The following is a 20,482-nucleotide window of genomic DNA, read 5'->3' on the forward strand; positions in this document are numbered from 1 at the left end:
CGGCTTGCCTCCAGGAGCGATCGATTCCGATCCTCCTGGAGTGCTGTCCATGCTCGCCCATCCTTTCGACACGATCCTGGCGATCTCGCGGCGCGAGCTGCTGATCGCCGGCAGCGCCTGCGCCGCGGCCGCCACGGCCGATGCGCAGGCCGCACCGGCGCCACGGCCTGTGGACGCCCCGCCGCCGCCCGCCTCGACGATCACGCTGCAGGTCAACGGCCAGCCGCATCGGCTGACCTTGGACAACCGCACCAGCCTGCTGGACGCGCTGCGCGAGCACCTGCACCTCACCGGCACCAAGAAGGGCTGCGACCACGGCCAGTGTGGCGCCTGCACGGTGCTGCTGGATGGCCGCCGCGTCAATTCATGCCTGACCCTGGCCGTGATGCACGACGGCGCTCAGCTGACCACGATCGAGGGCCTCGGCACGCCCACCGAGCTGCATCCGCTGCAGGCCGCCTTCGTCGCGCATGACGGCTACCAGTGCGGCTACTGCACGCCGGGCCAGATCTGCTCGGCCGTGGGCATGCTCGACGAACTGCGGCAAGGCGTCCCGAGCCACGTCAGCACCGATCTGCTGGCCCGCCCGCTCTTGACGAACGAGGAGCTGCGCGAGCGCATGAGCGGCAACATCTGTCGCTGCGGCGCCTACTCGAACATCGCCGAGGCGATCAGTGAAATGGCCAGTGCCGAGGCCGGATCATGAAAGCCTTCACCTTCGAGAAGGCCGCCTCGCCCGAGGCCGCCGCACGTGCCGCCGCCGCCCAGCCGGGCGCCCGCTTCATCGCCGGCGGCACCAACCTGCTGGACCTGATGAAGCTGCAGATCGAGACGCCGCAGCATCTGATCGACGTCAACGGCCTGAGCTTCGACCGCATCGATCCCACGGACGAAGGCGGCCTGCGCATCGGCGCGCTGGTGCGCAACACCGACCTCGCGGCCGACGCACGCGTGCGCCGCGACTACCCGGTGCTGTCGCGCGCGCTGCTGGCCGGCGCCTCGGGCCAGTTGCGTAATCGCGCGACGACCGCCGGCAACCTGCTGCAGCGCACCCGCTGCCCCTACTTCTACGACACCAACCAGGCCTGCAACAAGCGTCAGCCCGGCAGCGGCTGCGCGGCGCGAGACGGCGGCGTCACGCGCCAGCTGGGCGTTCTCGGCACCAGCAGCGCGTGCATCGCCACGCACCCGAGCGACATGGCGGTGGCAATGCGCGTGCTGGACGCCAGCATCGAGACCTTGCAGCCCGGCGGGCAGGTGCGCCGCATCCCGATCGCCGAGCTGCATCGACTGCCGGGTGACACCCCGCAGCGCGAGACGGTGCTGGAGCGCGGCGAGCTGATCACCGCCGTCACGCTGCCCGCGCCGATCGGCGGCGTGCAGCTCTACCGCAAGGTGCGCGACCGCAGCTCCTACGCCTTCGCGCTGGTCTCGGTGGCGGCCATCGTGCAGAAGGACGGCTCGGGCCGCGTCGCGCTGGGCGGCGTGGCGCCGAAGCCCTGGCGCGTCGAGGCGGCGGAAGCGGAACTGCCGAACGGCGCGGCGGCCACGGCGGCGAAGCTGCTGGCCGGCGCCACGCCGACGCATGACAACGAATTCAAGCTGACCCTGGCCCAGCGCACGCTGGCCGCGGTGTTGGCGCAAGCCAGGGCCGCCTCATGAAGTTCGACACCCCTGCCACCACGAACCCGATCGACCAGCTGAAGGTCGTCGGCCAACCGACGCCGCGCATCGACGGCCCGCTGAAGACCACCGGCACCGCGCCCTACGCCTACGAACGCCACGACATCGAGGCGCGGCCGGCCTACGGCTACGTCGTCGGTGCAGCAATCGCGAAGGGCCGCATCGCCGCGCTGGACCCGCGCGCGGCGCGTGCCGCGCCGGGCGTGATCGCCATCGTCACCGCGCGCAATGCCGGCAAGCTCGGCAAGGGTTCGAAGAACGCGGCCAAGCTGCTGGCCGGGCCGCAGGTCGACCACTACCACCAGGCGGTGGCGCTGGTCGTGGCCGAGAGCTTCGAGCAGGCGCGCGAGGCCGCGGCGCTGCTGAAGATCGAGTACGCAACCGAGCCCGGAGCCTACAGCCTCGCCGACGCGAAGGACAGCGCCGAGCCACCGAAGCCAGGCGGTGGAGGCGGAGGCGGCGCACCGAGCACGGCCGTGGGCGATTTCCAGGCCGCGTTCGCGCAGGCGCCGCTGCAGCTCGACGTCAGCTACACGACGCCCGACCAGTCGCACGCGATGATGGAGCCGCACGCGACGCTGGCCGCCTGGCATGGCGACAAGCTGACGGTCTGGACCTCGAACCAGATGATCGACTGGGGCCGCGGCGACCTGGCCAAGACCCTGGGCATCCCGCGCGAGAAGGTGCGGCTCGTTTCGCCCTTCATCGGCGGCGGCTTCGGCGGCAAGCTGTTCCTGCGCGCCGACGTGCTGCTGGCCGCGCTGGGTGCGAAGGCCGCGGGCCGGCCGGTGAAGGTGGCCCTGCAGCGCCCGCTGATCATCAACAACACGACCCACCGGCCCGCAACGATCCAGCGCATCCGCATCGGCACCGGGCACGACGGCCGGATCAGCGCGATCGCGCACGAGAGCTGGTCCGGCAATCTGGAAGGCGGCTCGCCCGAGACGGCCGTGATGCAGACGCGCCTGCTCTACGCCGGCGCCAACCGCATGACCGCGATGAAGCTCGCCAGGCTGGACCTGCCCGAGGGCAACGCGATGCGCGCGCCGGGCGAGGCGCCGGGGCTGATGGCGCTGGAGATCGCGATCGACGAGGCGGCCGAGCTGGCGGGCCTGGACCCGGTCGAGTTCCGCATCCGCAACGACACGCAGGTCGACCCGGAGAAGCCGCAGCGCCCCTTCTCGCAGCGCCGCCTCGTCGACTGCCTGCGCCAGGGCGCCGAGCGCTTCGGCTGGCAGCAGCGCGGCAAGCCGGGCGAGCGTCGAGAGGGAGGCCTGCTGATCGGCCTGGGCGTGGCGGCGGCCCTGCGCAACAACCTGCTGATGAAATCCGGCGCGCGGGTGCGCGTGGACGGCAAGGGCATGGTGACGGTGGAGACCGACATGACCGACATCGGCACCGGCAGCTACACGATCATCGCGATGACCGCCGCCGAGATGCTGGGCGTGCCGCTGAAGCGGGTGCACGTGCGGCTCGGCGATTCGGCCTTCCCGGTCTCCTGCGGCTCGGGCGGCCAGTTCGGCGGCAACAACTCGACGGCGGGCGTCTACGCCGCCTGCATGAAGCTGCGGGAGGCGCTGGAGAAGAAGCACGGCGCCGGCTGGCAGCAGATGCCGCTGGCGGAAGCGGTGGGCCCGGAGGGCATGCAGGCGGAGGACCGAATCGAGTACGGCGATCTGGACAAGAAGTACCAGCAGTCGACCTTCGGCGCGCACTTCGTCGAGGTGGCCGTCGATGCCGCGACCGGCGAGACGCGCGTGCGCCGGATGCTGGCCGTGTGTGCGGCGGGCCGCATCCTCAACCCGGTGTCGGCGCGCAGCCAGGTGATCGGCGCGATGACGATGGGCGTCGGCGCGGCGCTGATGGAGGAGCTGGCGGTGGACAAGAAGCGCGGCTTCTTCGTCAACCACGACCTGGCCGGCTACGAGGTGCCGGTGCATGCCGACATTCCGCACCAGGAGGTGATCTTCCTCGACGAGACCGATCCGATCTCCTCGCCGATGAAGGCCAAGGGCGTCGGCGAGCTGGGCATCTGCGGCGTGGCCGCGGCGGTGGCGAACGCGGTCTACAACGCCACCGGCGTGCGCGTGCGCGACTATCCGCTGACCCTGGACAAGCTGCTGAAAGGCCTGCCGCCACTCGCTTGAAAGACACGCGTGACATGATCGGGGCATGAGCACATTCGAACGCATTCCCGGCAAGCCCGGCGACGTCGGCGGCCTGCCGATCAACCGCGCAATGCCGACGGCCCGACGCCGCCTGATCGGCGCCTGGTGCTTCCTCGACCACGCCGGCCCGGCGGACCTGAAGCCGGGCCACGGCATGCGCGTCGGCCCGCATCCGCACACGGGCCTGCAGACCTTCAGCTGGATGATCGAGGGCGAGGTGCTGCACCGCGACAGCCTGGGCTCCGAGCAGGTGCTGCGCCAGGGCCAGGTGAACCTGATGACCGCCGGCCGCGCCATCGCGCATTCTGAGGAATCGCTGTCGGACCGGCTGCACCTGGCGCAGCTGTGGATCGCGCTGCCGGACAGCCAGCGCTTCTGCGAGCCGGCCTTCGAGCACTTTCCGGTGCTGCCGCACATCGCGTCCGGCGGCTTCGACATCACGCTTTTGACCGGCCGCTTCGGCGGTGCCCAGTCGCCGGTGCCGCAGTACACGCCGCTGCTGGGCCTGGACATCGCCTGCAAGGGTAAAGCCGCCGCGACAGTGCCGCTGGACACCGGCTTCGAGCACGGGCTGATGGTGTTGGAGGGCGCGCTAACGCTGAGCCTGGACGGCGCCGAAGAACGGATCGAGCCCGGCAGCCTGATCTACCTGCCGCCGGGCGCGGCATCGCTGGAGCTGCGCAGCGAGACCGCGGCGCGGCTGCTGCTGCTGGGCGGCGAGCCGATGCAGGAACAGCCGCTGCTGTTCTGGAACTTCATCGGCCGCAACAGCGAGGAGATCCAGCGATTCGCCCGCGACTGGAACGATGGCACCGGCACCTTCGCCGGCGTCGAGGTGCACGGCTTCGATGGCCCCCGCCTGGCTGCGCCGGATGCCTCGCACCTGCACCTGAAGGCGGCCACGTAGTCCAGCGCCTACAACGGCGCTTCGATTCGCCCGACAGCGGGACTGCCGCGGGGCCGCTGGCTCGCGCGGGGCAGGCCTGCGAGAGTGAACGCATCCCATACATCCTTTGCGGGGTATCGCCATGCTTCACTACACCATCGTTTTCCTGGTCATCGCGCTGATCGCGGCGCTGTTCGGCTTCGGCGGCATCGCGGCCGGCGCGGTCGGTATCGCCAAGCTGCTGTTCTTCGTGTTCATCGCGATGGCAGTGGCGAGCTTCATCGTCGGCCTGGTGCGTCGGTAATGTTGGCCGAAGCTACAGCCCCGGCGGCTCCGGCCCCGGCCGTCGAACCGCCGCTGAGCCCTGCCCTGCAGGGCTATCTGCGCAACTGCGTGCGCGATCGCCTGCGCAGCGAGGGCCGCGACACGCTGCCCTGGTTCCGCATCCATCTGTACCTGCGCCTGGGTGACGCGGCCAGCGCCGCCGCGCTCGATCGCGACCTGCGCGAGCAGGGCCCGACACAGGGCCTGATCGCGCTGTTCGGCGACCTCGAGCCGGGGCTAACGATCGAGACCGCCATGGCGCGACAACTGGACCTGATGTCGCTGGACACCCGTCGCTACGCGGTGATGACCCTGCACGGCGACGCCGACTGCCTGCACCGCGTGATGCCCTGCCCCACGCTGGTGTTCTGCCCAGCCAACTGAGCAACGACAGACAGCAAAAAGCCGACCCATGGGGGTCGGCTTTCTTATGGAACTTGCGACTCAGCGGCCAGCCAACATCGTCTCGAACCGCGGCTGCTGGACATCGTTTTGCATCGGCGCCACCGAAGCGAGGCACTGATCGCGCTCGACGCGCGTCAACAACATCGCACAGCCGTGACGTTCGCGAGCCATCTGCTCGCCAGCGAGACGCCGGTTCTGGATCGCGAGCACATTGTCCGAGAGGACCTGGTAGAGCATCACGAGCATCACCGCCGCCAGAACAAGCCCCGCGACGGCGAGGCGTTGCTGCAGCTTCGCGGAGTTCATGCCACGGCGTCCTGACCATCGGCCTCGGTCAGGAAGGGGAACGCCCCTTCATAGCCGAGATCGAAATCCGCGCCGTCGGCGCCAGCAGGCGCCATGGCAAGACCAAAGTTGGCGGGGACCGCCGGAGTGGTCTGGAATGGGGCGGGCTGTTGCTGCATGAATCCCTCCGTCTTGTTCTAGCGGGCGGCTGGCTTACTTCTTCTTGCCAACTTCATTGCCGATCACGCCGCCGACGGCTGCGCCGCCCACGGTGCCGATCGTGCTGCCACCGGTAACAGCCGCGCCGACAACGCCGCCGGCGACAGTGCCGACCAGGGCGCTGTTCTCACGATGGCTCAGGCCGGCGCAGGCGCTCAGCGAAACGGCCAGGACGCCGCCCAGCACGGTGGCGGCAAGACGTTGGATGGAAGAATTGGACTTCATGGTGTTACCTCGCGTGATGTGGGGGCCGGAGCCCTCGGGGGCCACATGCGTGGCTGCGTGGAACCCAGTGTGGGTCCGTCACGCAGCGCGAGGAATCGGCACCGGCCGCGCGGTGCCGTCAGAAGCGTCCGACAGCCGGGGCCGGCCGGCTTCAGGCCAGAACGCCGGCCTGGAAGTCGCGCACCGCCTGGATCAGCTCGGCCTGCGTGTTCATCACGAAGGGGCCATGCTGCGCGATCGGCTCCTGCAGCGGCCGGCCCGCGATCAGCAGCAGACGCGTCGGCTCGTCGCCGGCTGTGAGCCGGATGCCGTCGCTGCCGGGCGTGTTGGCGAAGATCGCCATCCGCTGCGCGGGCACCAGGCAGCCGGTCTCGAACTTCAGCGCGCCGCGGTACACGTAGACGAAGGCGTTGTGCGTGTCCGGCAGCGGCTGCTCGAAGACGGCATTCGCTTCCAGGTGCACGTCGAGGTACAGCGGTTCGGTGTCGTCGCGCTGCACCGCGCCCGTCACACCATGGCTCGCACCGGCGATCACGCGCACGGTCGCACCTTCGTGCTCGAACTGCGGAATCTCGGCGCTCGGGATGTCGCGGTACCAGGGGTCGCGCATCTTGTCCTTGGCCGGCAGGTTCAGCCACAGCTGGAAGCCTTCCATCCGGCCTTCCTGCTGCTCGGGCAGTTCGCTGTGGATCACGCCGCGGCCGGCGGTCATCCACTGCACGCCGCCGCCGCTGATCATGCCCTCGTGGCCGGCCGAGTCGCGATGGCGCATGCGGCCCTCCAGCATGTAGCTGATGGTCTCGAAGCCGCGGTGCGGATGGTCGGGGAAGCCGGCGATGTAGTCGTCGGCCTTGTCCGAGCCGAAGGCATCGAGCATCAGGTAAGGATCCAGCCGGCGCTGCAGGTTCTGGGTCAGCACGCGGGTCAGCTTGACTCCGGCGCCATCGCTGGTCGCCTGGCCGGCGACCAGACGTTCCACGGCGCGCGCTTGGCGAAGCGTAGTTGTCATGGTCGTTTCTCCTCTGCTTTCGTTTCGATGGACCGTCGACCGATCAGGCCGCGACGGCTCCGATCAGTTCGGCGATCTGTGCGCGCGCACCAGCGACACCGGCCGCTTCGGCTTCAGGACCCATGGCCAGGCCTTCGGCGTAGATGAACTCGATGTTCGTCATGCCGAGGAAACCGAGCACCGTGCGCAGGTAGGGCGTGATGCCGTCGGTGGCCTGGTTGCGGTGCACACCGCCGGTGGCGACGACGACGTAGACCTTCTTGCCGGTCACGAGGCCGACGGGGCCGGTGGCGCCGTAGCTGAAGGTGGTGCCGGCACGGGCCACGGCGTCGATCCAGTTCTTCAGCTGGGTCGGCACGCCGAAGTTGATCATCGGCGTGGCGATCACGATGGCGTCGTGGGCGAACAGCTCGGCGATCAGCGCGTCATTGGCGGCGACGCGCTCGGCCTGCTCGGCGCTACGCTTGTCGGCCGGTGTGAACAGCGCGCCCAGCGCGGCTTCGTCCATGGCCGGGTGCGGGTCCAGGCCCAGGTCGCGGACGGTCAGCGCGCCCTTGGCGTCGGCGGTCTTCTTCAGGCCTTCGACCAGTTCGGTCGCCAGGCGGCTCGAATAGGAACCTTGTCCGTCTTGGACGCGGCGGGCACTGGAATTCAGTTGCAGGATGTTCATGGCTTCAGCTCCGGTTTGGGTTGCCGGTCTTCGTTCGTCGACCGTTGGAACGAACTTTAGGAGCAACAATCCTCCGGCAGAAGCCGTCGGATTGGATAAGATCGTTCCACCACTGGAACAAACTGATGTCTCTCGACGCCGACGATCTCCTGCTCTATGCCCGCGTGGTCGACGCCGGCAGCCTCAGCCGCGCCGCGGAGCGCCTGCATCTGCCCAAGTCCACCGTCTCGCGCCGGCTCGCGGCGCTGGAAGCCCGGCTCGGCGAGAAGCTGCTGCAGCGCAGCACGCGCCGGCTGACCCTGACCGAATTCGGCGCCGGCGTGCTGGATCACGCGCGCGCGCTGACGGCGGAAGTGGACGCGGCCCTGGCCCTGGCCCTGTCGCGCCAGCAGCGGCCCAGCGGGCGGCTGCGCGTAACAATGCCGGCGGATTTCGCCCATCAGGCGCTGGGCCCGATGCTGAGCCGCTTCACGCTCGACTACCCGGAGGTGCAGCTGGAGCTGGACCTGTCGCCGCGGCGCGTGGACATCATCGGCGAGGGCTTCGACCTGGCCGTGCGCATGGGCGAACTGCAGCAGGACAGCCAGCTCGCCGCGCGGCGCATGGCCTTGATGACCACCGGCCTCTATGCCTCGCCCGCCTATCTTCAGCAGTACGGCGAGCCGCAGCTGCCGCAGGCGCTGGAATCGATGCGCGGGCTGATGATCCTGAGCCGCTCGGGCGACCCGATGCCCTGGAGCCTCAGCCGTGGCGAGGGCGAGGCCGCCGAGCACTGGACCGGCGTTGCGGCGCAGCGGGTGCTCGTCAACGCGCCGGACATGCTGCTGCGCTTCGCCTGTGCCGGCGTCGGCATCACGGCGGTGGGCGACCACTTCGCCTGGCAGCACGTGCAGGCGGGCGAACTGGTGCGCGTACTGCCCGATTGGCAACTGGCGCCTGCCGCCTGCTGGGCGGTGTTCCCGGAGCGCAAGCTGATGCCGCTGCGCACGCGGGTGTTCCTCGATGCGATGGCCGACGCGCTGAAGCCCTGCTCCGCGCAGGTGCCCGCGCCTGTGCCGCCCGAGGCCTGAAGCTAGCTAGACCTTCGCGGTCGAAGCCTCGGCCAGCAGCGCCGCGCAGCGCTCCTCGTGCTGGCCGATCTCGGCCAGGGTCACCTCGATGTCCTGCAACTGCTGCTCCAGCTGGCGGCGGTGCTGGCTGAGCACGTCGAGAAAGGCCTTCAGCTGCGGCGCCGCGTCGGACTCGGCGTCGTACATGTCGATCAGCTGCTTGACGTCCTGGAGGCTCAGGCCGAGGCGCTTGCCGCGCAAGGTCAGCTTGAGGCGGGCACGGTCGCGGTGGGTGTAGACGCGGTTGCGGCCGGCGCGGCCCGGTTCCAGCAGGCCCATGTCCTCGTAGAAGCGGATCGCGCGGGGCGTGATGTCGAACTCCGCAGCCAGCTCGGTGATGGTGTACAGCCGGCTGTTGCCGTCGGCGGCCGCTGCAGGTGCGGCGGGCGCGCTGGATTCTGTTGTCATGGCTAAACTGGCGCTGCTGAAGTGACGTTAACGTAAACGTAAGTCTAAATCATGGCCAATCTGCGCGAATCCGAACTGAACTACCCGCTGGGCGACATGCTGCCCGAACCGGGCGGCACGCTGACCATCGCCCCCGGCGTCAAATGGGTGCGGATGGGCCTGCCTTTCGCGCTGGACCACATCAACCTCTGGTTGCTGCGCGACGAGATCGAGGGGCGCCAAGGCTGGACGATCGTCGACACCGGCGTCTGCAACGATGCCACGAAGGCCAACTGGGAGCGCGTGTTCGCGGAGCACCTCGACGGCCTGCCGGTGCTGCGGCTGATCGTCACCCACTTCCATCCCGACCACATGGGCCTGGCGGCCTGGCTGACCGACAAGTGGCAGTGCCGCCTGTGGATGAGCGCGACGGACTTCAACCTCGCCCGCATCGCCAGCCAGAGCACGCAGGGCATGGGCGGTGAATCCGCGGCCGCCTTCTTCGCCAGCCATGGCCTGCTGGACGAAGAATCGCTCGCCAAGATCCGCGGCCGCGCCAACTACTACCCGAGCATGGTGCCCGCCGTGCCCGCGAGCTACCGCCGCATCATGGATGGCACCGCGCTGACGATTGGGGGCAAGACCTGGCACTGCATCGCCGGCTACGGCCATGCGCCGGAGCACATGAGCCTGCATTGCCCCGAGGCCGGGCTGCTGATCTCGGGCGACATGGTGCTGCCGCGGATCTCCACCAATGTGTCGGTCGTCGACGTCGAGCCCGAATCGGATCCGCTGGGTCTCTACCTGGCGTCGATCGCGCGGATGCTGGCACTGCCGCCCGAGACGCTGGTGCTGCCCGCACACGGCAAGCCCTTCCGCGGCCTGCATGCGCGCGTGGACCAGTTGCAGGAGCATCACGCCGAGCGCCTGGCCGAGGTGACGGCGGCCTGCGCCGCCCGGCCGCAGCACGCGGCGGAACTGCTGGACCTGCTGTTCAAGCGCAAGCTGGACCTGCACCAGACGACCTTCGCGATGGGCGAGTCGATCGCGCACCTGAACACGCTCTGGCTGGCGGGCAGCCTGGCGCGGCAACGTGGGGAAGATGGGGTGTGGCGCTACAGCGCTGCATAGCACCGTGGGCGCCGCGGCCTGAATATCGCCGCCGGTACCGAACCCGGGTTGCGGGCTCGGTACCGGCGGGACTCCGCTTTCGCTTTTGCGCCTTGTTCTCGCACTTGGGAGACCAGCCTTGTCGGCGGCTGGGGCTCCTCCCTGAAGCCCCGCTCCGTGCTCGTGATGACAGCTTGTAAAGAGAAGTTTGCCCGCGCGAAACACGTCGAACAAGCCCCTCTAAGGTAGGAGCCGAAACGCGCACATTCAGATCACGAAGCCGTGATGGATTCCTCGCGCAGCAGGCTGCGCGCCTGCTCGAAATCGGGCATCACCGAGCGCACCAGATCCCAGAAGCGCGGGCTGTGGTTCATCTCGCGCAGATGGGCCAGCTCGTGGGCGACCACGTAGTCGATGATCGCCGGCGTGTAGTGGATCAGGCGCCAGTGCAGGCGGATCGAGCCATCGGCGCTGGCGCTGCCCCAGCGGGTCTGCGCCGAGCTCAAGCGCAGCTGCTTCATCGTCACGCCGAGTTCTTCCGCGTAGTGCTGGCAGCGGGGTTCGAAATAGGCTTTGGCGCAGCGCTTCAACCACGCCTGGACGATGTCGCGGATCTGCTCCGCGCTGGCGTCGTACGGCAGGCCGATGCGCAGCACCCGGCCGGCTTCGTCCAGCTCGACACCGTCCTGCTGCGGGGTCAGCGCGAGCCGCAACGGCTGCCCGAGGTAGGGCATGCTCGCGCCGTCGCGCCACTCGATGCGGTTGGCCTGCAGGCGCTGGGCGCGCTCGCGCTGCTCGACCAGCTTGCGCAGGATCCAGTCGGACTTCTGCACCAGCGCGCGCTCGATATCGGCCTGGGGCAGCCAGCGCGGCGCGCTGACCGACAGGCCGTCCGCACCGACGATGAAGCCGATGCTGCGGCGCCGTGCGCGCTTCAACTCGTACTGCACGCGGTGCTCGCCGAGGCGGGTTTCGCGCAGCGCACGCGGGTTGACCAGCGCGTCAGGCGGAGGCGGAACGGCCGGCTCCGCATCGAACAGGCTCAGTTGCTTGTCCTGCAGCAGATTGGCCAGGCGTTTCAGCATGTTCGCGTCAGGCCTTCGCCGCGTAGGCTTCGGGATCGAGCCGCTGCATTTCCGCTTCGATCCAGGCCTGGACCTCGCGCATCATCTCCAGCGGCTCGCGGCCCTCGGGGCTGATCGGCCGGCCGATCGAGATGTCCACGACGCCCGGGCGCAGTAGGAAGCTCTTGCGCGGCCAGCAGCGCGCCGAGGTGGTCGCGATCGGCACGACCGGCACGCCGGTCTCGATCGACAGCCGCGTGCCGCCGCTCTTGTAGTCGCCGACCTTGCCGCGCGGGATGCGCGTGCCTTCGGGGAACATGATGACCCACACGCCCTTGCCCGCCAGCCGCCGGCCCTTGGCCGCGACCTTGGACCAGGCCTCGCTGCGCTTGCTGCGGTCGATGTGGATCATGTCCAGCCGCGCCATCGCCCAGCCGAAGAAGGGGATGTAGAGCAGCTCTCGCTTGAACACATAGGCCAGCGGATGGCTCATCAGCGCCGGGTAGGCGAAGGTCTCCCAGGTGCTCTGGTGCTTGGACAGCAGGATCACCGCGCCGCTGGCCTGCTGCGGCAGATGCTCCTGGCCCTGCACGCGCCAGCGCACACCGCAGATGACGCGCGCGCCCCAGATCGCCAGCTTCAGCCAGAAGGCGCAGCTCCAGTAGACCGGGTCGCCCCGCACGAAGATCGATTGGATCAGCACCCAGATCGCGACCGGAACGACGGTCAGCAGCAGCCAGAGGACGAACAGCGCGGAGCGCAGTGCGGCAAGAACGATCAAGAAAGGTCTCCAGGACTCGTGTCGGGTGTCAGCTTCTCGCCGCGGGCGTCGGCCTTGGCGCGGCGGTCCTGCTGGACCAGGTGTTCGGCGAAGGCCGTGATGTTGGTGTGCACCTGCGTGCCGGGCACCTGGGCCAGCATCGCGGCAAGCTGGGTCTCGTCCAGCGTGCCTTCCTTTTCGCTGAGGATCAGGTGCGGCACGCAGCCGGCGTTGCGCGCGGTCATGATGTCGCGCAGCGACACGCCGACCATGTGGACCGTGGACAGCTCCACGCCGAAGCGCTCGCCGATCTGCTCGATCAGGCCCGGCAGCGGCTTGCGGCAGTTGCAGCCCTCCTCCGGCGTGTGCGGGCAGAAGAACACGGCGTCCAGACGCCCGCCCTTCTCCGCCAGCAGCTGGGCGAGTCGCATGTGCACCGCGTTCAGCGAGGCCATGTCCAGCAGGCCGCGGCCGATGCCGGGCTGGTTCGTCGCCATCACCGTATGCCAGCCGGCGTGGTTCAGGCGGGCCACAGCCTCCAGCGCGCCGGGCAGCGGCTCCAGTTCCTCCACCGATTTGACGTGGTCGTCGCGGTAGTGGTTGAGCGTTCCGTCGCGGCCGAGGATGACGAGCTTCATGCCGTGGCTGTGGTCGGCGCGCATGGCTTCAGCTGGCCAGTCGCGACAGGTCGGCGACGCGGTTCATCGCCTGGTGCAAGGTCTTCAGCAGGCCCAGCCGATTGGCGCGCAGCGCCGCGTCGTCGGCATTGACCATCACGCCGTCGAAGAAGGCATCGACCGGCGCCTTCAGTGCGGCCAGTTCGCGCAATGAAGCGGCGTACTGGCCCTGCTCGAAGGCCGCATCGGCCTTCGGCGCCACGGTCTTCAGCGCAGCGGCGAGATCACGCTCGGCGGCCTCCTGCAGCAGCGCGTCGTCGACACGGGCCTCGACCGGCGTCTCGACCTTCTTCAGGATGTTGCCGATGCGTTTGTTCGCCGCGGCCAGGGCGGGGGCCTCAGGCAGGCTTGCGAACTCGCGCACCGCATCCAGCCTCGACAGCACATCAGACAGTCGCTGCGGCGTCAGGGCCAGCACCGCATCGACCTCCTGGGCCGTGTAGCCCTGCTCGCGCAGCGCGCCAGCGAGGCGATCGAGGATGAACTGGGTGAGCGCAGTGCTCGGATCCTGAATGAGCGGGCCGAACGCCGGCAGCGCCGACTGCAGCAGCGCGGCGAGTTCAAGCCGACGGGTCAGCGCTGTCTCGGTCAGCATGCGAACGACGCCGAGTGCGTGGCGGCGAAGTGCAAAGGGATCGCGATCGCCCGTGGGCAGTTGGCCGATGCCGAACAGGCCCACAAGCGTCTCCAGCTTGTCGGCCAGCGCCACCACCACGCCGACATCGTTGCGCGGCAGCTCGTCGCCGGCGAAGCGCGGCTTGTAGTGATCCTCGATGGCCTCGGCAACCGAACCGTCCAGGCCGTCATGGCGCGCGTAGTAACCGCCCATGATGCCCTGCAGCTCGGGGAACTCGCCGACCATGTCGGTCAAGAGATCCGCCTTGGCGAAGCGGGCGGCCTGGTCGACCAGGCCCGCATCGGTGCCCAGCATGCCGGCAATCGCCTTGGCAATCGCTCGCACGCGTTCGACGCGCTCACCCTGCGTGCCCAGCTTGCCGTGGTAGACGACCTTGGCAAGGCCCGGCACCCGCTCGGCCAGCGTCTTCTTGCGATCCTGGTCGAAGAAGAACTTCGCGTCGGCCAGGCGCGGGCGCACGACGCGCTCATTGCCGCCGGTGACGGCGCTGGCGTCGTCGGGCCGGATGTTGGAGACGACGAGGAATTGGTTGGTCAGCTTCCCCGCGGCATCCAGCAGCGGGAAGTACTTCTGGTTTGCCTTCATCGTCAGGATCAGGCATTCCTGCGGCACGGCGAGGAATTCGGATTCGAAGCGGCACAGCAGCACGTTCGGGCGCTCGACCAGGCCGGTGACCTCGTCCAGCAGCGCGTCGTCGTCGATCGGCTTCAGGCCGCCGGCACGCTCGTTCAGCTGGCGCACGATCTCGGCGCGGCGCTCGGCGAACGAGGCGATCACGGCGCCCTGCTCGCGCAGTTGCGCGGCGTAGCTGTCGGCGCTCTCGATCACGATCTTCGGCGCGGCAGACTCGAAGCGGTGGCCACGCGTCTCGCGGCCGGCACCCAGGCCGAAGGCCTTCACGCCGACGACTTCACTGCCATGCAGTGCGACGAGACCATGCGCGGGGCGGACGAACTTCACGTCGGTCCAGCCATCGCTGAGCTGGTAGGTCATGACCTTCGGGATCGGCAGCTTGGCCAGCGTCTCGTCCAGCGCCTTCTGCAGGCCTTCGGCCAAGGTGGCACCCGGCACAACGGAATCCCAGAACAGCGCTTCGGCCTTGCCATCCGGCTGGCGCTTGAGCTGCGGCACGACCGAGGCGTCAGCGCCGACAGCCGCGAGCTTCTTCAGCAGGGCCGGCGTCGGCTGGCCATCGGCCGTCAGCGCGACGGCCACCGGCATCAGCTTCTGCTGCACCGCGCGGTCGGCGGCCTTGGCCGCCACGCCGGCCACGTGGACGGCCAGGCGACGCGGCGAAGCGAACGAGACGATGCCGGCATCGGCTGGTGCCAGGCCCTGTGCCTTCAGGCCATCGCCGAGCAGGGAAGCGAAGGCCTCGCCGAGCTTCTTCAGCGCCTTCGGGGGCAGTTCCTCGACGAACAGTTCAACAAGCAGATTGGCCGACATCACGCAGCTGCCTTCTTCTTTTCGATTTGAGCGATCACCTCGTCGGCCCAGGCCTTCGGCGCCATCGGGAAGCCAAGCCGTGCGCGGCTGTCCACATAGCTCTGCGCGACGGTGCGGGCCAGGTTGCGGATGCGCCCGATGTAGGCGGCACGTTCGGTCACGCTGATCGCACCGCGCGCGTCCAGCAGATTGAAGGTGTGGCCGGCCTTCAGCAGCTGCTCATAGGCGGGCAGCGCCAGCTTCTCGGTCATCAGCTCCTGGCTCTTGCGCTCATACGCGGCGAAGGCGCTGAGCAGGAAGTCGACGTCGCTGTGCTCGAAGTTGTAGGTCGACTGCTCGACCTCGTTCTGGTGGAACACGTCGCCGTAGCTCAGGCCTTCGGTGTAGACGAGGTCGTACACCGACTCCTTACCCTGCAGGTACATGGCCAGGCGTTCCAGGCCGTAGGTGATCTCGCCGGTGATCGGCTTGCAGTCGATGCCACCGACCTGCTGGAAGTAAGTGAACTGCGTCACCTCCATGCCGTTGAGCCAGACCTCCCAGCCCAAGCCCCAGCAGCCGAGCGTCGGGTTCTCCCAATCGTCCTCGACGAAGCGGACGTCGTTCTTCTTCAGGTCGAAGCCCAGGGCCTCCAGCGAGCCGAGGTACAGCTCCAGGATGTTGGCCGGCGCGGGCTTCAGCACGACCTGGAACTGGTAGTAGTGCTGCAGGCGGTTCGGGTTCTCGCCGTAGCGGCCGTCCTTCGGGCGGCGGCTCGGCTGCACATAGGCGGCCTTCCAGGGCTCGGGGCCCAGCGCGCGCAGGAAGGTGGCGGTGTGGCTGGTGCCGGCACCGACTTCCATATCGTAGGGCTGGAGAAGCGCGCAACCCTGCTTGGACCAGTAGTCCTGCAAGGTCAGAATGATTTGCTGGAAGCTCAGCATGAAGTGGCGTAGTCGAGGGAGGGTTACTCTGAGTAACTTCAGATTCTACGGGCGCGCCTGCGCCAGCCTGCAAGGCCGAGCACGGCGATGGCCAGCGCCCACAAGGGCCACAGCCCGCAGGCCGCCAGCCAGCGCGCATAGGGCGTGCTGCCAGTGCGTCCTTCGACCTCGGCTTCGAGAATGCCGCTGGTCATGGGGTCAAGTCTTGCCGTCACCCGGCCCTGGTAGTCCAGCACGGCCGTGGCGCCGGTGTTCGTCGAACGGATGAAGGGCCGCTGGAACTCCAGCGCGCGCATCTGCGAGAACTGCAGATGCTGGTCCTGCACCATCCAGCGGCCGAACCAGGCGAGGTTGCTGGTGTTGACGAGCACGGTAGCGGCATCGGGGCTGACCATGCTGGAGACGAAGTCCTCGCCGAACAGGTCTTCATAGCAGATCAGCGGCCGCAGCAATTGGCCGGCCAGCGGCAGCGCCTGCTGAGTCCTGCCGCGCGCCTGGTCCTCCATCGGGATGCCCATCGCGTCGACGAACCAGTGCAGGCCCCAGGGCACGAACTCGCCGAAAGGCAGCAGGTGGCGCTTGCCGTAGTCGTAGGGCGCGGCCGTACCGAAGGCCAGCATCGAGTTGACGTAACCGTCCCGTTCATTGCCGAGGAAGGTACCCAGCAGCAGTGGCCGCTGCGCGGCAGCCCGCTTCAGGCGCTCGAGGTAAGGCGGGTCCAGGAACTCCAGCGGCAGCGGCACGACCGATTCGGGCGTGACGACCAGTTGCCCGCGCGCCGATTCGATCTGGCGCGCCAGCTTTTCCAGGTTCGCGTCGATCAGCGAGCGGTCGAACTTCTCGTCCTGCGGTACGTTCGGCTGCAGCAGCGACACGCGCAGGCGGCCGGTGCTCACGGTGAACTCGTGCGGCAGCAGTGCGCCGACCGCCAGCACGGCGATCACGCCCGCCAGCGGCTTCCAGTCGCGCTGCATCGCCAACGCCGCCAGGCCGGCGGCAGCGGCGGCACCCAGCGCGGCCAGCCCGTAGACGCCGATCCACGGCGCCCAGGCGGCCAGCGGCCCGACGCTGTGCGCGTAGCCGCTCGCCAGCCACGGAAAGCCGCTGAGCCAGCTCGCCCGCGCCAGTTCGGCCAGCAGCCAGCTCGCGGTGAAGACGATGGCCTTCCAGCGCGCGCCCAGCCAGGCCGCCAGCGCGAGCGCCGCGGCGTAGTACAGGCTCAGGAACGCCGCCAGCAGCAGCACCGCCAGCGCGGACAGCACCGACGGAATGCCCCCGAAGTCGTGCATGCTGATGTACAGCCACCACAGGCCCGAAGCCATCCAGCCGATGCCGAAGGCCGCGCCCAGCGCCGCCGCGCGGCGCGGCGCGGCGTTCCAGGCCAGCGCGAACAATCCGGCCAGGGCCAGGATCTGCAGCCACCACAGGAAGGTCGGCGCGAAGGCGGCCGTATGCAGCACACCGGCGGCCAGGGCGGCCGCTAACGCCCATCTCAAGCGCATTAGCTCAGGACGCCTCGGGTTCCGCGCGGGTCACCTTGAACCAGCGCACCGCGCCGCCGCGCGTCAGCATCACCGAGAAGCGCAGGCCGGCGATCTCGACCACCTCGCCGCGCCGCGGCACACGGCCGTGCTCCTGGGCGACCAGGCCGCCGATGGTGTCGAATTCCTCCTCGGGAAAAGCGACGCCGAAGGCCTGGTTGACCTCCGAGATATCCGCATCGCCGGCGACGCGCTGGCTGCCGTCGGCCAGCGTGTAGATGCCGCTGTCGCTGTTGCCCTTCTCGTCGAACTCGTCCTCGATCTCGCCGACGATCTCTTCCAGCACGTCCTCGATCGTGATCAGTCCGGCAGTGTTGCCGAACTCGTCGATGACGACCGCCAGATGGCTGCGGTTGGAGCGGAAGTCGCGCAGCAGCTCGTTCAGGCCCTTGCTCTCCGGCACGAAGATGGTCGGCCGCAGCAGCGCGCGCAGGTTCAGCTCCGGCGCCCGCTGGATCTTGAGCAGGTCTTTCGCCAGCAGGATGCCGATGATGTTGGCCTTCTGGCCCTCGAAGACGGGGAAGCGCGAATGGCCGGTGTCGATCACCTGGGCCAGCAATTCTTCGTACGGCGCCTCGATGTCCAGCAGATCCATGCGCGGTGCCGCCACCATCACGTCGCCGGCGCTCAGTTCGGCCATGCGCAGCACGCCTTCGAGCATCTGCAGCGATTCGGGTTCGATCAGCTCGCGTTCCTCGGCCTCGGCGAGGGTCTGGATCAGCTCGCGCTTGGAATCCGGGCCGGGATGGATGAATTCCCACATGCGGGCGACGAGACTGCGTGCCTGCGCGGTAGGCGGTTTCAGGCCCCCACGTACCGGGGGCCGACTAGACTGAGGTTCAGACACTGAGCTGCGTGCCGTAGTTGCAATGGGTTCGAGAATAACCGATTGACATGACGGCTCCTCTTGCACCAAAGTCATCCGTCCCCACCTGGGACGCCAGAGTACTTACCCAGGCTGCGCGCGCAGCTTCTTCTCCATCATGTCCTCCACTGCTTCTCCTGGCCTGATCCCGGCCACCATCCTCACCGGCTTCCTTGGCTCCGGCAAGACCACCCTGCTCAAGCGCGTGCTGCACGAGGCGCACGGCCAGAAGATCGCCATCATCGAGAACGAGTTCGGCGAGGAAGACATTGACACCTCCATCCTCGTCACCGAGACGAAGGAACAGATCATCCAGATGAACAACGGCTGCGTCTGCTGCTCGATCCGCGAGGATCTGCGCACGACGCTGTCCGACCTGGCGACCAAGCGCCGCAAGGGCGAGCTGGACTTCGAGCGCATCGTCATCGAGACCACCGGCCTGGCCGACCCGGGCCCGGTCGCGCAAACCTTCTTCATGGACGACGAGATCGCCGAGAGCTTCCTGCTCGACTCGATCATCACCCTGGTGGATGCCAAGCACGCCGACGAGCAGCTGAACACCCGCCAGGAAGCGCGCCGCCAGATCGGCTTCGCCGACCAGATCTTCATCAGCAAGGCCGACCTGGTCGACGCTGGCGCCGTGGCCGAGCTGACGCACCGGATCAAGCATATGAACCCCCGCGCGCCGGTGCAGACCGCCCACTTCGGCGAGGTGGCGCTGGACAAGATCTTCGACCTGCGCGGCTTCAACCTCAACGCCAAGCTGGAGATCGACCCGGATTTCCTCACGGCCGACGATCACGACCACCACCATGATCATGATCACGACCATGAGCACGGCGAGCACTGCGACCATCCGCACCACCATGCCCATGACGACGACGTGAAGTCCTTCGTCTTCAAATCCGACCGGCCCTTCAACCCGGCCAAGCTGGAAGACTTCCTCGGCGCCATCGTCCAGGTCTACGGGCCGAAGATGCTGCGTTACAAAGGCGTGCTGAACATGAAGGGCACCGACAAGAAGGTGATCTTCCAGGGCGTGCACCAGTTGATGGGCTCCGACCTCGGGCCGAAATGGATGCCGGGCGAGGCGAAGACGAGCAAAATGGTTTTCATCGGCATCGACCTGCCGCAGGAGATCTTTGCCCAGGGTCTGGAAGGCTGTCTGGCATAGGTTTTGCCAAGGGTTTTGCCAAGGTTCGGGAACCCGTTCGAGCCGGGGATTTTCTGGCTGCGCAAGGTGGCTACAATCCGCGGCGCCCAAAAGGGCGCGAATCCAGGTGGACCCGATCAGCAAGCAATCTAGAGCAGAGACAAACAACTGCCTAGCGAGGAGCGAAACGTGAGCAAGACACCGGCCCCCAAGACCACCTCCACGGCGGCAGCACCGAAGCCGCTGAAGGCGTCCAAGCCCAAGGCCGAGGCGGTGGGGTCATCCGCTGCCGTCGCGACGCTTGAGGAACACCCCGCAACCCAGGGTGGCAGCAGCCGCTTCGCCGACCGCTTCGCGCCGCCGAAGCCTCCCACCCGCCAAATGAATAGTGACGTGATCGAAAGCCCCCGCACCGCAGCCAAATCAGACCCCAAGCTGGCCAATGCCTGGAAGACCAAGTCCGGCACCGATCTGAGCGACGCCGAAGTCATGGCGATGCCCGACTCGGAGTACATGAACGCCAAGCAGATCGAGTTCTTCCGCCGCAAGCTGACGGAACTCAAGGAAGGCGTGCTCTCCAATGCCGGCGAAACCACCGAGCACCTGCGCGAGGACACCTCCATCGTCCCCGATCCGGCCGACCGCGCCACGATCGAGGAAGAGCACGCACTGGAACTGCGCACCCGCGACCGCGAGCGCAAGCTGCTGAAGAAGATCATGCAATCGCTGGCCCGCCTCGACAGCGGCGACTACGGCTACTGCGACGAAACCGGCGAGCCGATCGGCCTGGGCCGGCTGATCGCCCGCCCGACCGCCAACCTGTCGCTGGAAGCCCAGCAACGCCGTGAGCTGAAGCAGAAGATGTTCGGGGACTGATCGAGTCCGCCGCGCGTCCCTTCCCTGCACCGACGAACGCATCATCACCACCCAACCCAG

The 20,482-nt window shown here is 68.2% G+C and carries 23 protein-coding genes; 10 read left to right on the forward strand and 13 right to left on the reverse strand.

Going from position 1 to position 20,482, the window contains the following annotated elements:
- Window positions 1–49 precede the first annotated feature (49 nt).
- The 6 genes from paoA to SNE35_RS06160 all read left to right on the forward strand — a co-directional run bounded on the left by paoA (window position 50) and on the right by SNE35_RS06160 (window position 5,445).
- Window positions 50–706 carry an aldehyde dehydrogenase iron-sulfur subunit PaoA gene (paoA, locus tag SNE35_RS06135; RefSeq protein WP_320421980.1) on the forward strand — a complete coding sequence of 219 codons (657 nt, stop codon included), beginning with the start codon at window positions 50–52 and terminating at the stop codon, window positions 704–706.
- Entirely contained in the window at window positions 703–1,662 is a 960-nt protein-coding gene (locus tag SNE35_RS06140) for an FAD binding domain-containing protein (RefSeq protein WP_320421981.1), read from the forward strand. The genes paoA and SNE35_RS06140 overlap by 4 nt, the downstream gene beginning before the upstream one ends.
- The gene (gene paoC, locus SNE35_RS06145; protein ID WP_320421982.1) at window positions 1,659–3,830 is read left to right on the forward strand and encodes an aldehyde oxidoreductase molybdenum-binding subunit PaoC; all 2,172 of its coding nucleotides are present in this window, start codon (window positions 1,659–1,661) and stop codon (window positions 3,828–3,830) included. Before SNE35_RS06140 ends, paoC begins: the two co-directional genes overlap by 4 nt.
- A gap of 25 nt (window positions 3,831–3,855) precedes the next feature.
- Window positions 3,856–4,758, forward strand: a complete 903-nt coding sequence (locus SNE35_RS06150) for a pirin family protein (protein ID WP_320421983.1) — start codon at window positions 3,856–3,858, stop codon at window positions 4,756–4,758.
- A gap of 121 nt (window positions 4,759–4,879) precedes the next feature.
- The gene (locus SNE35_RS06155; protein ID WP_320421984.1) at window positions 4,880–5,041 is read left to right on the forward strand and encodes a DUF1328 domain-containing protein; all 162 of its coding nucleotides are present in this window, start codon (window positions 4,880–4,882) and stop codon (window positions 5,039–5,041) included.
- Window positions 5,041–5,445, forward strand: coding sequence for a hypothetical protein (locus SNE35_RS06160; RefSeq protein WP_320421985.1), 405 nt, complete (start codon window positions 5,041–5,043; stop codon window positions 5,443–5,445). Before SNE35_RS06155 ends, SNE35_RS06160 begins: the two co-directional genes overlap by 1 nt.
- 60 nt (window positions 5,446–5,505) lie before the next feature.
- Here the strand turns inward: SNE35_RS06160 and SNE35_RS06165 are convergent, their stop codons facing one another.
- From SNE35_RS06165 to SNE35_RS06185, 5 genes are all read right to left on the reverse strand, one after another.
- The gene (locus SNE35_RS06165) at window positions 5,506–5,772 is read right to left on the reverse strand and encodes a hypothetical protein (RefSeq protein ID WP_320421986.1); all 267 of its coding nucleotides are present in this window, start codon (window positions 5,770–5,772) and stop codon (window positions 5,506–5,508) included.
- Window positions 5,769–5,930, reverse strand: coding sequence for a hypothetical protein (locus tag SNE35_RS06170; RefSeq protein ID WP_320421987.1), 162 nt, complete (start codon window positions 5,928–5,930; stop codon window positions 5,769–5,771). The genes SNE35_RS06165 and SNE35_RS06170 overlap by 4 nt, the downstream gene beginning before the upstream one ends.
- A gap of 34 nt (window positions 5,931–5,964) precedes the next feature.
- Window positions 5,965–6,195 carry a glycine zipper 2TM domain-containing protein gene (locus SNE35_RS06175; RefSeq protein WP_320421988.1) on the reverse strand — a complete coding sequence of 77 codons (231 nt, stop codon included), beginning with the start codon at window positions 6,193–6,195 and terminating at the stop codon, window positions 5,965–5,967.
- Window positions 6,196–6,346: 151 nt separating this feature from the next.
- Window positions 6,347–7,204 (reverse strand): pirin family protein, encoded by an 858-nt coding sequence (locus tag SNE35_RS06180; protein ID WP_320421989.1) that lies wholly within the window; start codon window positions 7,202–7,204, stop codon window positions 6,347–6,349.
- 43 nt (window positions 7,205–7,247) lie between these two features.
- Window positions 7,248–7,874 (reverse strand): FMN-dependent NADH-azoreductase, encoded by a 627-nt coding sequence (locus SNE35_RS06185; RefSeq protein WP_320421990.1) that lies wholly within the window; start codon window positions 7,872–7,874, stop codon window positions 7,248–7,250.
- Window positions 7,875–7,999: 125 nt separating this feature from the next.
- On the opposite strand from SNE35_RS06185, the gene SNE35_RS06190 reads away from it, so the two are divergent.
- Window positions 8,000–8,944: a LysR family transcriptional regulator gene (locus SNE35_RS06190; protein ID WP_320421991.1), complete on the forward strand. Its 945-nt coding sequence runs from the start codon at window positions 8,000–8,002 to the stop codon at window positions 8,942–8,944.
- 6 nt (window positions 8,945–8,950) lie between these two features.
- Here SNE35_RS06190 and SNE35_RS06195 read toward each other — a convergent pair whose 3' ends face one another.
- Window positions 8,951–9,391: a MerR family transcriptional regulator gene (locus tag SNE35_RS06195; protein ID WP_320421992.1), complete on the reverse strand. Its 441-nt coding sequence runs from the start codon at window positions 9,389–9,391 to the stop codon at window positions 8,951–8,953.
- Between the two features lie 51 nt (window positions 9,392–9,442).
- Between SNE35_RS06195 and SNE35_RS06200 the strand changes: the two genes are divergently transcribed.
- Window positions 9,443–10,501: an MBL fold metallo-hydrolase gene (locus SNE35_RS06200; protein WP_320421993.1), complete on the forward strand. Its 1,059-nt coding sequence runs from the start codon at window positions 9,443–9,445 to the stop codon at window positions 10,499–10,501.
- A gap of 251 nt (window positions 10,502–10,752) precedes the next feature.
- Here SNE35_RS06200 and SNE35_RS06205 read toward each other — a convergent pair whose 3' ends face one another.
- The 7 genes from SNE35_RS06205 to SNE35_RS06235 are packed head-to-tail and all read right to left on the reverse strand — an operon-like array spanning window position 10,753 to window position 18,375.
- Window positions 10,753–11,565 (reverse strand): M48 family metallopeptidase, encoded by an 813-nt coding sequence (locus SNE35_RS06205; RefSeq protein ID WP_320421994.1) that lies wholly within the window; start codon window positions 11,563–11,565, stop codon window positions 10,753–10,755.
- Between the two features lie 7 nt (window positions 11,566–11,572).
- Complete coding sequence (locus SNE35_RS06210) at window positions 11,573–12,325, reverse strand: lysophospholipid acyltransferase family protein (protein WP_320421995.1); 753 nt, start codon at window positions 12,323–12,325, stop codon at window positions 11,573–11,575.
- On the reverse strand, window positions 12,322–12,966 hold the full coding sequence (gene gmhB / locus SNE35_RS06215) for a D-glycero-beta-D-manno-heptose 1,7-bisphosphate 7-phosphatase (protein ID WP_320421996.1): 645 nt from the start codon (window positions 12,964–12,966) through the stop codon (window positions 12,322–12,324). Before gmhB ends, SNE35_RS06210 begins: the two co-directional genes overlap by 4 nt.
- A 4-nt stretch (window positions 12,967–12,970) precedes the next feature.
- Window positions 12,971–15,067 carry a glycine--tRNA ligase subunit beta gene (gene glyS / locus SNE35_RS06220; protein ID WP_320421997.1) on the reverse strand — a complete coding sequence of 699 codons (2,097 nt, stop codon included), beginning with the start codon at window positions 15,065–15,067 and terminating at the stop codon, window positions 12,971–12,973.
- A complete protein-coding gene (gene glyQ, locus SNE35_RS06225) occupies window positions 15,064–15,987 on the reverse strand; it encodes a glycine--tRNA ligase subunit alpha (protein ID WP_320421998.1) in 924 nt (307 codons plus the stop codon). Before glyQ ends, glyS begins: the two co-directional genes overlap by 4 nt.
- A 38-nt stretch (window positions 15,988–16,025) precedes the next feature.
- A complete protein-coding gene (gene lnt / locus SNE35_RS06230) occupies window positions 16,026–17,489 on the reverse strand; it encodes an apolipoprotein N-acyltransferase (RefSeq protein ID WP_320421999.1) in 1,464 nt (487 codons plus the stop codon).
- Between the two features lie 4 nt (window positions 17,490–17,493).
- Window positions 17,494–18,375 (reverse strand): CorC family transporter, encoded by an 882-nt coding sequence (locus SNE35_RS06235; RefSeq protein WP_431312714.1) that lies wholly within the window; start codon window positions 18,373–18,375, stop codon window positions 17,494–17,496.
- Between the two features lie 136 nt (window positions 18,376–18,511).
- Between SNE35_RS06235 and SNE35_RS06240 the strand changes: the two genes are divergently transcribed.
- Together SNE35_RS06240 and dksA are read left to right on the forward strand one after the other, a co-directional pair.
- Window positions 18,512–19,567: a CobW family GTP-binding protein gene (locus SNE35_RS06240; protein ID WP_320422000.1), complete on the forward strand. Its 1,056-nt coding sequence runs from the start codon at window positions 18,512–18,514 to the stop codon at window positions 19,565–19,567.
- Window positions 19,568–19,735: 168 nt separating this feature from the next.
- The gene (gene dksA / locus SNE35_RS06245) at window positions 19,736–20,422 is read left to right on the forward strand and encodes an RNA polymerase-binding protein DksA (RefSeq protein ID WP_320422001.1); all 687 of its coding nucleotides are present in this window, start codon (window positions 19,736–19,738) and stop codon (window positions 20,420–20,422) included.
- The last annotated feature ends 60 nt before the right edge of the window (window positions 20,423–20,482 follow it).

This window comes from Roseateles agri, from assembly GCF_034043675.1.
Classification (GTDB): Bacteria; Pseudomonadota; Gammaproteobacteria; order Burkholderiales; family Burkholderiaceae_C; genus KK5.

Bases quoted from the DNA above. Each gene is read 5' to 3' on its own strand.
- paoA (WP_320421980.1), top strand. From the start codon at position 50: ATGCTCGCCCATCCTTTCGACACGATCCTGGCGATCTCGCGGCGCGAG.
- SNE35_RS06140 (WP_320421981.1), top strand. From the start codon at position 703: ATGAAAGCCTTCACCTTCGAGAAGGCCGCCTCGCCCGAGGCCGCCGCA.
- paoC (WP_320421982.1), top strand. From the start codon at position 1,659: ATGAAGTTCGACACCCCTGCCACCACGAACCCGATCGACCAGCTGAAG.
- SNE35_RS06150 (WP_320421983.1), top strand. From the start codon at position 3,856: ATGAGCACATTCGAACGCATTCCCGGCAAGCCCGGCGACGTCGGCGGC.
- SNE35_RS06155 (WP_320421984.1), top strand. From the start codon at position 4,880: ATGCTTCACTACACCATCGTTTTCCTGGTCATCGCGCTGATCGCGGCG.
- SNE35_RS06160 (WP_320421985.1), top strand. From the start codon at position 5,041: ATGTTGGCCGAAGCTACAGCCCCGGCGGCTCCGGCCCCGGCCGTCGAA.
- SNE35_RS06165 (WP_320421986.1), bottom strand. From the start codon at position 5,772: ATGAACTCCGCGAAGCTGCAGCAACGCCTCGCCGTCGCGGGGCTTGTT.
- SNE35_RS06170 (WP_320421987.1), bottom strand. From the start codon at position 5,930: ATGCAGCAACAGCCCGCCCCATTCCAGACCACTCCGGCGGTCCCCGCC.
- SNE35_RS06175 (WP_320421988.1), bottom strand. From the start codon at position 6,195: ATGAAGTCCAATTCTTCCATCCAACGTCTTGCCGCCACCGTGCTGGGC.
- SNE35_RS06180 (WP_320421989.1), bottom strand. From the start codon at position 7,204: ATGACAACTACGCTTCGCCAAGCGCGCGCCGTGGAACGTCTGGTCGCC.
- SNE35_RS06185 (WP_320421990.1), bottom strand. From the start codon at position 7,874: ATGAACATCCTGCAACTGAATTCCAGTGCCCGCCGCGTCCAAGACGGA.
- SNE35_RS06190 (WP_320421991.1), top strand. From the start codon at position 8,000: ATGTCTCTCGACGCCGACGATCTCCTGCTCTATGCCCGCGTGGTCGAC.
- SNE35_RS06195 (WP_320421992.1), bottom strand. From the start codon at position 9,391: ATGACAACAGAATCCAGCGCGCCCGCCGCACCTGCAGCGGCCGCCGAC.
- SNE35_RS06200 (WP_320421993.1), top strand. From the start codon at position 9,443: ATGGCCAATCTGCGCGAATCCGAACTGAACTACCCGCTGGGCGACATG.
- SNE35_RS06205 (WP_320421994.1), bottom strand. From the start codon at position 11,565: ATGCTGAAACGCCTGGCCAATCTGCTGCAGGACAAGCAACTGAGCCTG.
- gmhB (WP_320421996.1), bottom strand. From the start codon at position 12,966: ATGCGCGCCGACCACAGCCACGGCATGAAGCTCGTCATCCTCGGCCGC.
- glyQ (WP_320421998.1), bottom strand. From the start codon at position 15,987: ATGCTGAGCTTCCAGCAAATCATTCTGACCTTGCAGGACTACTGGTCC.
- lnt (WP_320421999.1), bottom strand. From the start codon at position 17,489: ATGCGCTTGAGATGGGCGTTAGCGGCCGCCCTGGCCGCCGGTGTGCTG.
- SNE35_RS06240 (WP_320422000.1), top strand. From the start codon at position 18,512: ATGTCCTCCACTGCTTCTCCTGGCCTGATCCCGGCCACCATCCTCACC.